Annotated in this window: 16 protein-coding genes; 10 read left to right on the forward strand and 6 right to left on the reverse strand. The window is 70.9% G+C overall.

Annotated features, from left to right (window positions below; genetic code table 11):
* Window positions 1-51 precede the first annotated feature (51 nt).
* The 3 genes from ACPCJR_RS21615 to ACPCJR_RS21625 are packed head-to-tail and all read right to left on the reverse strand — an operon-like array spanning window position 52 to window position 1,971.
* A complete protein-coding gene (locus ACPCJR_RS21615) occupies window positions 52-336 on the reverse strand; it encodes a hypothetical protein (RefSeq protein ID WP_244537659.1) in 285 nt (94 codons plus the stop codon).
* Window positions 337-356: 20 nt separating this feature from the next.
* A complete protein-coding gene (locus tag ACPCJR_RS21620) occupies window positions 357-1,691 on the reverse strand; it encodes an MFS transporter (protein ID WP_053608652.1) in 1,335 nt (444 codons plus the stop codon).
* Between the two features lie 7 nt (window positions 1,692-1,698).
* Window positions 1,699-1,971 (reverse strand): metal-sensing transcriptional repressor, encoded by a 273-nt coding sequence (locus ACPCJR_RS21625; RefSeq protein ID WP_053608653.1) that lies wholly within the window; start codon window positions 1,969-1,971, stop codon window positions 1,699-1,701.
* A gap of 106 nt (window positions 1,972-2,077) precedes the next feature.
* Between ACPCJR_RS21625 and ACPCJR_RS21630 the strand changes: the two genes are divergently transcribed.
* From ACPCJR_RS21630 to ACPCJR_RS21650, 5 genes are all read left to right on the forward strand, one after another.
* Window positions 2,078-2,389, forward strand: coding sequence for a hypothetical protein (locus tag ACPCJR_RS21630; RefSeq protein WP_139235020.1), 312 nt, complete (start codon window positions 2,078-2,080; stop codon window positions 2,387-2,389).
* A 74-nt stretch (window positions 2,390-2,463) separates the two neighbouring features.
* Window positions 2,464-3,693: an efflux RND transporter periplasmic adaptor subunit gene (locus ACPCJR_RS21635; protein WP_053608655.1), complete on the forward strand. Its 1,230-nt coding sequence runs from the start codon at window positions 2,464-2,466 to the stop codon at window positions 3,691-3,693.
* Window positions 3,694-3,696: 3 nt separating this feature from the next.
* The gene (locus ACPCJR_RS21640) at window positions 3,697-6,996 is read left to right on the forward strand and encodes an efflux RND transporter permease subunit (RefSeq protein WP_078946993.1); all 3,300 of its coding nucleotides are present in this window, start codon (window positions 3,697-3,699) and stop codon (window positions 6,994-6,996) included.
* A gap of 340 nt (window positions 6,997-7,336) precedes the next feature.
* Window positions 7,337-7,633 (forward strand): hypothetical protein, encoded by a 297-nt coding sequence (locus ACPCJR_RS21645; protein ID WP_391514982.1) that lies wholly within the window; start codon window positions 7,337-7,339, stop codon window positions 7,631-7,633.
* 287 nt (window positions 7,634-7,920) lie between these two features.
* Window positions 7,921-8,232: a hypothetical protein gene (locus tag ACPCJR_RS21650; protein ID WP_053608657.1), complete on the forward strand. Its 312-nt coding sequence runs from the start codon at window positions 7,921-7,923 to the stop codon at window positions 8,230-8,232.
* A 130-nt stretch (window positions 8,233-8,362) separates the two neighbouring features.
* Here the strand turns inward: ACPCJR_RS21650 and ACPCJR_RS21655 are convergent, their stop codons facing one another.
* The 3 genes from ACPCJR_RS21655 to ACPCJR_RS21665 are packed head-to-tail and all read right to left on the reverse strand — an operon-like array spanning window position 8,363 to window position 9,879.
* Window positions 8,363-8,938, reverse strand: a complete 576-nt coding sequence (locus tag ACPCJR_RS21655) for a hypothetical protein (RefSeq protein ID WP_053608658.1) — start codon at window positions 8,936-8,938, stop codon at window positions 8,363-8,365.
* Between the two features lie 52 nt (window positions 8,939-8,990).
* Window positions 8,991-9,458, reverse strand: coding sequence for a hypothetical protein (locus ACPCJR_RS21660; protein ID WP_053608659.1), 468 nt, complete (start codon window positions 9,456-9,458; stop codon window positions 8,991-8,993).
* 10 nt (window positions 9,459-9,468) lie between these two features.
* Window positions 9,469-9,879 (reverse strand): hypothetical protein, encoded by a 411-nt coding sequence (locus tag ACPCJR_RS21665; protein WP_139235019.1) that lies wholly within the window; start codon window positions 9,877-9,879, stop codon window positions 9,469-9,471.
* Between the two features lie 340 nt (window positions 9,880-10,219).
* On the opposite strand from ACPCJR_RS21665, the gene ACPCJR_RS21670 reads away from it, so the two are divergent.
* The 5 genes from ACPCJR_RS21670 to ACPCJR_RS21690 are packed head-to-tail and all read left to right on the forward strand — an operon-like array spanning window position 10,220 to window position 12,365.
* A complete protein-coding gene (locus ACPCJR_RS21670) occupies window positions 10,220-10,375 on the forward strand; it encodes a hypothetical protein (protein WP_244537658.1) in 156 nt (51 codons plus the stop codon).
* On the forward strand, window positions 10,375-10,842 hold the full coding sequence (locus tag ACPCJR_RS21675; RefSeq protein WP_053608661.1) for a hypothetical protein: 468 nt from the start codon (window positions 10,375-10,377) through the stop codon (window positions 10,840-10,842). The genes ACPCJR_RS21670 and ACPCJR_RS21675 overlap by 1 nt, the downstream gene beginning before the upstream one ends.
* Entirely contained in the window at window positions 10,839-11,687 is an 849-nt protein-coding gene (locus tag ACPCJR_RS21680) for an HIRAN domain-containing protein (protein ID WP_053608662.1), read from the forward strand. Before ACPCJR_RS21675 ends, ACPCJR_RS21680 begins: the two co-directional genes overlap by 4 nt.
* Window positions 11,677-12,015 carry a hypothetical protein gene (locus tag ACPCJR_RS21685; protein ID WP_053608663.1) on the forward strand — a complete coding sequence of 113 codons (339 nt, stop codon included), beginning with the start codon at window positions 11,677-11,679 and terminating at the stop codon, window positions 12,013-12,015. The genes ACPCJR_RS21680 and ACPCJR_RS21685 overlap by 11 nt, the downstream gene beginning before the upstream one ends.
* Complete coding sequence (locus ACPCJR_RS21690) at window positions 12,012-12,365, forward strand: hypothetical protein (protein WP_053608664.1); 354 nt, start codon at window positions 12,012-12,014, stop codon at window positions 12,363-12,365. The genes ACPCJR_RS21685 and ACPCJR_RS21690 overlap by 4 nt, the downstream gene beginning before the upstream one ends.
* Window positions 12,366-12,395: the final 30 nt, after the last annotated feature.

A 12,395-nucleotide genomic window follows, 5' to 3' on the forward strand; every position in this document is an offset into this window, starting at 1 on the left:
TCCGACGTTTGGCATCGTCCGCATGACCGGCCGATGAACCTGCGGACGAACCTATCGCACCACCATCGGGAATCGTTGCTGGATCAGGTTGCAGGTGGCGTCTTCTCCGCGAAGCGAAGCCATCCGGTCGAACTCGGCTGCGCCGGAGTGCATCGCAGGCGCCCCGGCCTGCGCACCCATGCGGTCGAAGCACTGCCGCGCCGCTTCCACGATCTCGGGATTGAACCGCTCGAACGCGCACCGCGCCTGCGCGCGCCGAAGCATGCCGTGCATCCTCAGGAAGTCGGGGCACTCGAACGCCGGGGCCGGGCCGCAGGCGAAGGTCAGCGCGATCACGAACAGGCGTCGCGCCGGCTTCATCCGGGCTTGGCCGCAGGCCAGCGGTGGTGCAGGTCGTCGATGACGAAGGCATGCGCATGTCGGCGCGAACCGGTGCCTTCGAGATGGGGATGGTCCGCTCCCAGGTCGGGGTGCAGGTGCTCGACGACGTCCGGGTCCGAGGCCGGCCAGAGTATCGCCGCGGCGGCGATGGCAAACAGGTTGATCGTCCCCAGCACCGTCAGGGTGACCGGCATGCCCGCCTTGGCTCCGAGCCAGCCGGCCAGCGGGTAGGTCAGGAGCCAGGCCACGTGCGAGAGCGCGAACTGGGCGGCGAAGACGGCCGGGCGGTCCCCGGGCGTCGCCGAGCGCCGGAGCAGCCGCCCGGTGGGGGTCTGCGCGGCGGAGTAGCCGATCCCGAGCGCCAGCCAGGCGGCCAGCAGCATCGGCCAACCGATGACGCCGCCCCAGGTCGTGGCGGCGAAGCCGAGCAGCACGACGCCGAGGAAGGCCGCGGCGGGGAGCATGACCGTGCGGTCGGGCAGCCGGTCGAGCACGCGCGGCAACAGAAGCGCCGCCAGCATCGAGCCGCCCCCGAACAGCCCGAGGGCCACCGCGACGTCGTTCTGGGGCCGCTGCAGGATGGCCTGCACGATCACCACCGTGTTGACGATGACCATCGAGCCGGCCGCCGACACCGCGAGGTTCAGGGCGAGGAGCCCGCGCAGCCTCGGCGTCGCAAGGTAGATGCGCAAGCCCCGCGTCGTGCGCTCGTAGATCCCGGCGCGGCGCTCGGGCGGCGTCGGGGACGGCAGCGCCACCGAGACGACTAGGGCGGCCGAGCACAGGAACCCGACGACGGTGCCCCCGAACAGCCAGTGGAAGTCGATGGCCGTCAGCAGGAGCGCCGCCAGCGTCGGGCTGAGCAGGTTCTCCAGGTCGTAGGCGAGGCGGGAGAGCGACAGGGCGCGGGTGTAGTCCTGTTCCTTCGGCAGGATGTCGGGGATGGTCGCCTGGAAGGTCGGGGTGAACGCCGCCGAGCAGGACTGGAGCACGAAGACCAGCAGGTAGATCTGCCAGACCTGATCGACGAAGGGCAGGACCAGCGCGACGCCGGCCCTGACGAGGTCGGTGGCCACGAGGAAGGCTCGGCGCGGCAACTGCCCCGTGAAGGCATTCGCGACCGGCGCCACCAGCACGTAGGCGACCATTTTGATCGCGAGTGCCGTACCCAGCACCGCCCCCGCCGCGTCCCCGGCCAGCCGGTAGGCGAGCAGGCCGAGGGCCACGGTGAGCAGACCGGTGCCGATGAGCGCGATGACCTGCGCGGCGAACAGGTGCCGGTAGGTCCGGTTCGCGAGAATGCTCAGCATCGTGACCTCACAGGTACTTCGCGAGCGCCTTGAACTCGGCCAGCGCCGCCTTGGCGGACTTGCCGCCTTCCCCGACCCCGTCGCCGATGCAGTGCTCCATGTGGTCCTCGATAAGGACCCGCTTGGCGTTGGCGATGGCGCTTTCCACGGCGTGGAGCTGCTGGGCGAGGTCCACGCAGGCGCGGCCCTCCTCGATCATTGCGATGACGCCGGCGAGATGGCCGTGGGCGCGCTTGAGCCGCTTGACGATGTCGGGGTGGGAGGCGTGCGTGTGTTCCATGTTGACATGCTATCACCCAGGAGAGGATAAGGGAAGGGTGTTCGACGCGCCGAGGTGGCCGGCGCATAGCGGGGGTGGGTGTCGGGTGTCGTTCGGGCGGCGTCTCATGACGGTGACCATCGCGCTGCTACTGGCGGCGGTCACCGTGCTGCCGTTGCTCGCCGAAGTCCGGCACGAGGCGTCCGGTCCCGTCGCGAACGCCGCGTTGTCGGTGGCGGAACCGGGTCAGGGCGCAACCCATCAAGATGCCGACGACCTGATCCACCACGCGCAATCGCATGCGCAGGGCGTAATGCCAGTCGCCGCCAAGGCCCCCGCGACCGTGGCTCCGTCCGCGGGGCGGTCGTTCGCTCGTGCGGACGAGGCCTTCCAGGCCGGCGGTGGGCTGCAGGGACCGTTCGAGCCTCCAAGGGCCTGAGGCTTTCCGCCTCGTCCTTTCCTCGAACGACGGCACCCGCGCAGGCGCGCGGCCGACCGTCCATTGGCACCGACATGTTCAGACGCTTCGTTCCCGTGCTGCTGGCCGTCGCCGGCGGCTTCCTGATCGCGACCTGGTGGCCCGGCGGGCCTGATGCGGTCCGCACCCTTCTGGCGGGCGCCAGAGGTGGTGCCGCGCCCGCCAAGACCGAACCGCAGCCGGCGGCAGGTCCGGAGCCGGAGAAACCCGGCCTCGTCAGGCTGACGGACGACCAGGTCGCCAAGGCCGGCATCCGCACGGACAAGGTCGGTGGCGGGAGCCTCTCGCGCCACCTGCACGTGCCGGGCACCGTCGTCCCGAGCGCCAACCTGACCGCGCGGATCGCGGTGAAGACCACCGGCACCGTCGTCGAGTTGCGCAAGGGGCTCGGCGACGCGGTCGCCAAGGGCGAGGTCGTGGCGCTCCTCGACAGCCGCGAGATCGCCGAGACCAAGGGCGAGTACCTGGCAGCGCGGGTCTCGGCCGCCCTGCAGAAGACGCTCTACGAGCGCGACAAGGAGCTCTGGGACAAGCGCATCTCGTCGGAGCAGCAGTACCTGCGCTCGCAGGCGAGCTACCAAGACCTCAAGGTCAAGGAGGATGCGGCCCGACGCAAACTCACGTTCCTCGGCCTGAGCCAGGCCGAGATCGAGGCCCTTCCGAAGCAGCCTGAGGCGCAGTTCGAGCGCCAGGAGATCCGCTCCCCGATCGCGGGCAAGGTCGTGGAGCGGCGCGTCGACCAGGGAGCCGCGGTCGGCCGGGACAACCTGGAGACCGAACTCTACAGCGTCGTCGATCTGTCGAAGGTGTGGGTCGACCTCGCGGTCAGCCCCGGCGACATGCCGCTGGTCCGCGAGGGCCAGGCCGTGACCGTTCGGGCCGAGGCGACCGGTGAGGCCGCGCGCGGCCGCATCGTCTTCATCGTGCCCGTCCTCGACCAGACCACCCGCGCGGCCCGCGTCGTCGCCGAGCTCGCCAACCCGGACGAGGCTTGGCGGCCGGGGTCGTTCGTGACCGCCGAGATCGTGATTTCCGACAAGCCCGTGCGGGTGCTTGTCCCGGCCTCGGCCATCCAGACCCTGGAGGGTCAGCCGAACGCCTTCGTGCGGGTCGCGGAGGGATTCGAGGCGCGGCCGGTCAAGCTCGGACGGTCGGACGACGACGACGTGGAGGTCACGGAGGGGCTGGAGCCTGGGGAGGTCGTGGTGACGGCCAATTCCTTCACGCTCAAGTCCGAGCTCGGCAAGGCCGCGGCGGAGGACTGAGCCATGATCCGCCCGATCCTCGCCTTCTCCGTCGCCAACCGCTACGCGGTCATCCTGGCGACCCTCATCGCCGCCGCCTTCGGGGCTTGGTCGCTCGCGCGGCTGCCCATCGACGCGGTGCCCGACGTCACCAACAACCAGGTCCAGGTCAACGCCGTCGCCCCGGCGCTGACGCCGGTCGAGATCGAGAAGCAGGTCACGGTGCTGGTCGAGCGGGCGCTCGCCGGCACGCCGGGCCTTGAGAGCCTGCGCTCCTTCTCACGCAACGGCTTCGCCCAGCTCACCGCCGTGTTCAGCGACAAGGTCGACGTCTACTTCGCAAGGCAACAGGTGAACGAACGCCTGACCGAGGTGCGCAGCACCCTGCCGCCCGGGGTCGGGGTCCGGCTCGGGCCGATCTCGACTGGGCTCGGTGAGATCTACTGGTGGGCGGTCGAGTACCGGGCCCCCGGCGAGGGTGCGCCCGTCCGGGATGGCTTGCCGGGCTGGCAGACCGACGGCAGCTACCTGACACCCGAGGGTGAGCGGCTGAAGTCCGACTTCGAGCGCACGGTCTACCTGCGGACCGTGCAGGACTGGATCATCCGGCCGCAGATGAAGAGCGTGCCGGGGGTGGCCGGGGCCGACGCCATCGGCGGCTTCGTCAAGGAGTACCAGGTCAAGCCCGACCCGATGAAGCTGGTCGGCTACGGCTTGGGCTTCGCCGACCTGACGCGGGCCGTCGAGGCCAACAACGTGACCCGGGGGGCCAACTACGTCGAGCGCAACGGCGAGGGCTACGTCGTCCGGGCGGGCGGCCTCATCGAGAACGTGGACCAGATCCGCGACATCGTCGTGGCGACCCGGGCCGGGGTTCCCATCCTGGTGAGGGACGTCGCCGAGGTCGGGATCGGCCGCGAGCTCCGGACCGGCTCGGCCAGCGAGAACGGGCACGAGGTCGTGCTGGGCACCGCCCTGATGCTCATCGGCGAGAACAGCCGGACCGTCTCGGCGGCCGCGGACGCCAAGGTCAAGGAGATCAACAAGCTCCTCCCGCCGGGCATCCAGGCCCGGACGCTGCTCAGCCGGACCGACCTCGTCGATGCCACCGTCAAGACGGTCTCCAAGAACCTCGCCGAGGGCGCGCTTCTGGTCATCGCGGTGCTGTTTCTGGCGCTCGGCAACATCCGAGCCGCCATCATCACGGCGCTGGTCATCCCCGTGGCCATGATGATGACGGCCACCGGCATGTTGGTCGGCCGCATCAGCGCCAACCTGATGAGCCTCGGCGCCCTCGACTTCGGCCTCATCGTCGACGGCGCGGTCATCATCGCCGAGAACAGCCTGCGGCACCTGGCCGAGCGGCAGCACGCGCTCGGGCGCAAGCTCAGCCTCGATGAGCGCCTGGAAACCGTGCGCGTCTCCGCCGAGGAGATGATCAAGCCGAGCGTCTACGGTCAGGCCATCATCATCCTGGTCTACGTGCCGCTGCTGACCTTCACCGGCGTCGAGGGCAAGACCTTCGCGCCGATGGCCCTGACGGTCCTGATCGCGCTCGTAGCGGCCTTCGTGCTGTCGCTGACCTTCGTGCCGGCGATGATCGCCACATTCATCACCGGGCGGGTCAGCGAGGGCGACAACCTGATGATCCGGGCGCTCAAGGGCGCCTACCGACCGGTGCTGGGCAGGGCGGTCCGAACGCCGCTGGCCTTCATCGCCGGGGCGGTGGTCGTCCTGGGGCTGGCCGGGGTCTTGGCGACCCGGCTCGGCCAGGAGTTCACGCCGACGCTCGACGAGAAGAACATCGTCATGGAGGCCCGGCGCATCCCGTCGACCTCGATCACGCAGTCGCAGGCGATGCAGCTCGGCGTCGAGGACGCCATGAGCAAGTTCCCGGAGGTGGCGTTCGTCTACTCGCGCTGCGGCACCCCCGACATCGCCGCCGACCCGATGCCGCCGAACGCCTGCGACGCCTACCTCATTCTGAAGCCGCAGGACGCCTGGCCGGACCCGTCGGAGACGAAGGAATCGCTGATCGGGCGCTTGGAGGCCGAGGCGAAGCTGATCCCCGGCACGCTGCTCGGGTTCTCCCAGCCGATCCAAATGCGCTTCAACGAGCTCATCGCGGGCGTGCGCGACGACCTCGCGGTGAAGGTGTTCGGCGAGGAGTTCGGGCCGATGGTCGAGGGCGCCCGCAAGATCGCGGGCATCCTGCGCGGCCTGGAGGGAGCCGCCGATGTGAAGGTCGAGGAGGCGGTCGGGCTGCCGTTCCTGGAGATCAAGGTCGACCGGCGCGAGATCGCCCGGCGCGGCCTGAGCATGGCGGAGGTGCAGGACGTCATCGGCACGGCGGTCGGCGGCAAGGACGCCGGGCTGGTGTTCGAGGGCGACCGGCGCTTCGCTATCGTGGTCCGGTTGGCCGACAGCGTCCGCGGGGACGTCGAGGCGTTGAAGAACCTGCCGGTGCCGTTGCCGGTCTCGCAGGCGGCCGCGGCGCGGGCGAGCACGGGCGTTCCTGCCGGTCCGGCGCTGGCCGGCGGCATGAGCGTGCCCCTGCGGCAGCTCGCCAGCTTCGCGTTCACCGAGGGGCCGAACCAGGTCAGCCGTGAGAACGGCCGACGCCGCGTCGTGGTGACGGCGAACGTGCGCGGGCGGGACATCGGCTCGCTGGTGGCGGAGGCGCAGGAGCGCATCGCCGCCGAGGTGAGGCTGCCTGCCGGCTACGAGGTGAGGTGGGGTGGGCAGTTCGAGAACCTCGCCGCCGCCCGCCAGCGGCTGACCGTGGTGGTACCGGCCTGCTTCGCGCTGATCTTCATCCTGCTGCTCGGGGCCCTCGGCTCTGCGCGGGATGCGGCCATCGTATTCAGCGCGGTGCCGATGGCCCTGACCGGCGGTGTGGCCGCCCTGTGGCTGCGGGATATGCCTTTCTCGGTCTCGGCGGCGGTCGGGTTCATCGCGCTCTCGGGCGTGGCGGTCCTTAACGGCCTAGTGCTGCTCAACCATATACGGACGCTGGTGGCGGAGGGGGCGGCGATCCCGGACGCGGTCCGCGAGGGCGCTCTGACCCGGTTGCGGCCGGTGGCGATGACGGCATTGGTCGCGGCCCTCGGCTTCGTGCCGATGGCCCTGGCGAAGGGGACCGGCGCGGAGGTGCAGCGGCCGCTGGCGACCGTCGTCATCGGCGGTTTGGTCAGCGCAACCCTACTGACGTTGCTGGTGCTTCCGGCCCTTTACGCCCGGTTCGGCAAGGCCACGCCGAAACCGGCAGAGGTACCTGACGCCGGCGTCGTATCCTCAGCATCGACGCGGCAGTTGCCAGCTTGAGCGGCCTCGGAAGGCTCGACCTGTCGGAGGCGGCCAATGCCTTCCCACGCCTCCATCGAGGCTCAGCGGAAGGAGGTCGCGTGGTATGCCAGCGAGCTCGAACACAGTGTACTATGACCCAAGGTCGTCGGGGCGCACCCAACGGCCGTCTCCATCCCCCCGCACGTCACGGCTCGGCTGGTCCCTTGCGTGACGTGCGCGCACGATGCCCTCGATGCAGACAGATGCCGACAGGGCCCGCTGGGCCGAAGCCTTTGCGGACCGCCTTGCGGGATTCGAGCCCGGCCCGTACCCGGACGTCCCAGAGGCCTCGCGTAAGACACCGTCTCCGGCAACCCGCTTGGCCAACTCCCAAGCGAATGCCCGGGCGAGAGCCCAGCGCGCCCGTGACAAGGCAAAGAAGGCCGCGGAGCTTGACGCTGCCATCGCGCAGGGGCTGCGCAGCGTCCTCCGGGCCCGCAAGGTCTACGAGCGCATGCGGGACGGCGAGGAGCTTTCGGGCATCGCCGTCCGCATTGAGCCCATTTTTGCCGAGGGGATGCGGCACCTCGTCGAGCACTGCGAGTGGGAGCGTCCGCTAGCTTCGCGGGCCCTTACGGCCCGCCTGCTGCGCCCGGCCAAGCCCCCGCCCGCGTAGCCGCCACCGCCACGCCGCCTGCGAGGCCGCCCCATTCCGGGCGGCCTTTTTCATGCCCGGCGTGACGTTCGCGGCGGGCCCGTTGCGTGCGCCAAGCCCCGCCAGGCGTGCCGTACGCCGGAGTAACGGAGACGTCGTTGCAGGGGGGAGTCCCGATCTTAAGGGTGCGTTTACCATGGCGCCCAGGGGTTCTTTCACCTCGCTCACAGGCTTCCCGCGGGGGACTCTTGGCAGCGGATTCGCGAGCTGCGATCTCCAATGCACACGCCGCTCCACGGAGGCCCGCCATGACGCACCGCACCGCCCACGACGTCGCCCAGGCCTTCGACACGGGCCTCGGCTTCGCGGCCTTCGCCATCGGCACCGCTCTGATCGAGGCCAAGGCCGCCCGTCGCGAGGCCGACGCCGCGCTGGCCGAGGACTACCTCGCCATCGCTGCCCAGGCCCGCGCCGCCCGCCTGACCGCAGCCCGCGCCCGGGAGGCCGCCGCCGCACGTCACGCCGAGCAGGCCGCCCGACGCCAGGCTGTCGAACTCGCGGCCGCTGCGCAGGTCGCGATCCTCCGCCGCCGCATCGCGGAGCGCGCTTCCGCGGCGTGATGCCATCGCGTGAGCACGAAGGGCGCAGTGAGCATGCGGGGGCAAGTATCAAGCGAAATCTCGCATCCAGGCAAAAAAAGAGCCCGCCCCGGGGCGACCGGGGCGGGCTTCGTTTTGGCGGGCGGCGGCGTCAGCGGGCCAGGGCGAGCCGCTCCTCGCGCGAGAGGCCCGCGTGCTCGTCGACCCGGAGGAGCGGCACCGCCCTCTCGCTCTCGGCCGTGAGGCGCCGGATTTCGGCAGTCCAGTAGTCGTGGAGGCTGCCCGCCTGCGGGAGGCTCTTGATCGGCTGATTGCCGGTGAGGTGCCGGCCGATGCGGTCGGGAGAGAACGCCGCCAGCCTCATGCTTTGATCGGGCGTGAGCTTCTCCAGATAGGAGATGGCCGCCTCGTCGAGGACGCCCTTGGCCGCGCCGCTGTCGCCGGCGAGGACGCGCAGGGCGGCGGTGCCCCACTCCCAGTCGGGCGTGCCGACCGGAGAGGGCTCAGGAGCCGGAGCCGGGGCGGCCTTCGCGGCGGCGACTTCGTCGGCCGCGGCCTGGAGCTCGGCGGCCGCCTGGGCCTGCGCGGCGGCCGCGTTTCCGCCGGCTCCGCCGAAGACCGACTTGGTGATCCACTTGCCGCCGTCCCAAACCAGCTTGGGGGCGAGGGCCATCGCCGACAGGGCGGCGATGGCGACGGAAGCGATGAAACGGGCGAGAGCGCGCATTGGGGTGTCTCCTTGACGTGTTGGGGATGCTGCTGGGGGCGGTCGAAATCGACTAGCGGCCCATCCTCGGGCCCCCGCCGCTCCGGCCCGAGCGCTCGACGACGTCGCGCAGGCTGAGCATCGGCTGGACGGGCGGGACGTGGGGCACGCCGCGGATCGTGGCGCGGCGCGCGAGGTGGCGGTCGATCCGCGCCGGTAGGGACGCCGCGAGGGCGGCGAGGGATTCGTCCGTCAAGCCGCGCGCCCAGTCCCTGACGTGGGCCGGCAGGTGCCGGATGTCGTGGACCCGACCGCGGCGGGCGAACTGGAAAATGTCCCAGCCGGCGGTCCACGCGGCGGGGGGCTCGATGAGCGCGGCCGCGGCCGCGGCGCCTGCGCGGACGTCGGCGAGCTCGGCCGGCTCCGGCTCCGGCTCCGCGACGGCGACCGGCGCAGGGACCGGACGGACGGTCCGGATGATGATGCGGCCGGCCTCCCAGGCGGTGACGGCGGCGATGGCGACGGCGAGGTGGTCGAGCACGCGGGCCTCCTCAGGCAGTGACGCCGAGGGCCACGGCCTCGGCGTAGGTCGCGCGGCGGACCCAGACGTGCCTGCCGCGGACGCGCTCGCAGTAGACGAGGGCTCCGTCGCCCGTCGGGTAGGCCGTGCCCGCCTCCCATTCGTCGCCGGGCGCGGTCACGATTCGCTTGAGCCGGTCGGTCCATCCGGCGGCGAGGCATGCCGCGCGGTAGCGGCGCTGCGCTGCGCCCGCCGGATCGACGAGGTCCTCGGCCTGCTGCTCCGACACCGCGACGAGGACACCGTCCCTGACGACGGCGTGGCCGCCGCGCGTGTCGACGACGGTCCCCTCGGGCGGGAGGGATTCGAGGAGCTCGACGCGACGGAGGCGTCCGAAAACGCCACCCTCCAGCGTCACGCTCCAAAGGGGTGTCTCTCTCATCGGCATGCTCCCGAAATCCGCTGACAGGGGTATCCTGCCACCCGTGCCGGAAAGTATCCAAGGGGCATGACCTGCGGCATGTTGAGCATTAAATGACACCATTAAACAATTTAATGATACCACTTAATCGGCCGACTTGAGTTTTTGAGAACAGCCTCGAAAGAAGCTCTTGCATATATCGAGACGAGGTCTACCTTTATCCGCGTACAGCAGGATTTGGGGGTGGCGGGTGGCACGGGCACTTCGAGAGACTGACGTCGTCTCGCGTCTGCGGGCGGCGTGTAAAGAAGCCGGGGGCCAGGCTCGCTGGGCTTCCGCCGCTGGCGTCACGCCCCAGTACGTGTCCGATGTGCTGCTCGGACGGCGCGCTCCCGGCGACGCAGTCCTGAGACCGCTCGGCCTGGAGCGAGACGTGCGCTACGTCGCCCGCCGTCCGGTCGAGGTCGCGATCTACGACGAGCACGGTGTCACGCTTCTGACGGCGGAGATGCTCTGATGCCCCGCCCTGTCCGCACCCGCGCGACCCTCGACGATGTCGGCACGGTCGCCGTCTCCGGTCTCGACGCCGCTTGCTACGTCCGCCCGTCCGTCGAGACCGTCGCCCGTCTTTGGGATTCGCACGGCTGGGAGGCCTGCGTCGAAAGGTGGGCCTGGCTCGGCCGGTGGGCCCTTGAAAGGATGGCGTCCGACGGGCGCCGCGTCCTGCGCGCCCGGGCCGGCGAGGCCCCGACCCGCAACGCCCGCCGCAAGACCACCGTGGAGCAGGAGGAGGTCATCGTCGCGACGGCGATGCGCGAGGGCGTCCACCGGGCAAGCCAGGCGCACGGGCTGCGGTCGACGTTCGTCTACCGCCTCCTGCGCGAGCGCGGCGTCACGGAGATGCCGAAGCTCTCGACCGAGGAGCGCCTCCGCCTGAACACCGCGAGCATGGCCCGCGCCCGGGCGGCGAGGAGGGCGGCATGAGCAATCTCGGCGCCACCCCAGACCTGCGCGGCCTCGATAAGACCGACGTCGGCGTCGAGGCCGCCAAGCTCAACGCCGGCGAGCCGTGGTTCATCTCGGAAGTCGCGGGGTTGCAGTTCTACGACTACGATTCGCGTGACGAGCTCACGGGCGAGCGCGTCCGCCCCGAGATGGGCGACCGCCTCCATCTCGTCCGTGCGCCCGAGAACGAGCACGATGCCAACGCCATCGAGATCTGGTGGCGCAACTCGGTCCGCCTCGGGCACCTGCCGCGCTACAAAGCGGCGCAGGTCGCGCCACTCATCGACGCCGGGGCCGCCGCCCGGGCCTACGTCTACGATCCCGGCGACGGTGAGGCCTGGAGCCTGACCGTCCTCGTCGTCGGCGCCGCCGCGGAGACATGCTGGGCTCGGTACATCGAACACGTCGCCTGGCAATCCATTGGGCCGACCGAGGCGGAGGAGAAGAGGGCGGAGCGCCTGAAGCGGCGGGCAGAGCGCGCCGTCGACTATAATGAGGCCAAGCGCGGCGCCCGCCTGCGCCAGGCCGTCGAGACCCTGTTCAAGGCTCCCTTCGATCCGGACCTCCCCGCCGTCGGCGAGAGGGTGCCGACCTCCCGCCTGACAGGGGCGATGCACTGCTGCGACAAGACCGTTGTCCGTATCGCGGCCACGGTCGGCGTCACCATCACCCGCTACCGGTACAGCGACGATTGGGTGACCGTGACGCCCGAGCTCGTCGGGGCGCTCCGCGCATGGGCCCGAGCGCCGCGCGGCCGCATCGAGATCGGGCACGTCTACATCCCCCGCATCCACTCCGAGCGGAGGCCAGACTATGCCCTCTAGGCCCCGCTCCCTTTTCGTCGATCAGCTCTACGGCGTCGACGCCGTCGAGACCCGGCGCCGCCTCGCCCTCGCGAAGGCGGCAGTGAAGGCGGCCGCCATCGAGGGCGGAAACGACCGCGCGCTGCTGGCGACGCTCTCCCGCGTCGAGGCGGATCTCCTCTGTGCAGCCCGCGCGGCGGTCGTCGATCTCGCCGAGGCGCTCGCCTTCTACGAGGACGGCCGCACGGCGCCGCCGGAGCCCGTGCCGGAACCGAAGCCGCCGCCCGATCCGCCGGTGGCCCCGGTTCGCTACGCCCGCCTTCCCCGCCTCCCGAGGACCTCGCCATGATCAGCCCCGCACCCGTCCGCACTGTCGTCGAGTTCCCCGAGGTCCCGGTCCGCGTCATCCCCGCCGACGGCATCCCCATCGGAGAGGGGCCGCTCATGACGGCGATGGTCAACGTCGCGGCGCCCCGGGGCACGGTCATCGGAGTGCGGGTTTTCGCCCATGCCGGCGAGATCCCGCATCTGGATCTCTCGACGCTCCGGCACCGCGGCCGGGAGGCCAAGGTGTCGGCGTGGGCGCCCGTCCCGGATGGCATGCTCCGCATCGGGGCCACGCTCCGCGCGGTCCTGCAGGATGGACCGGACATCGTCGAGGTCACCGACCACGGCCCGATCTACCGCACCGCCGCCTAACCCGCCACCGCTCACCAGGAGCCCCGCCCC

The organism is Methylobacterium sp. NPDC097929 (assembly GCF_049543375.1).
In the GTDB taxonomy this organism is placed as follows: domain Bacteria; phylum Pseudomonadota; class Alphaproteobacteria; order Rhizobiales; family Beijerinckiaceae; genus Methylobacterium.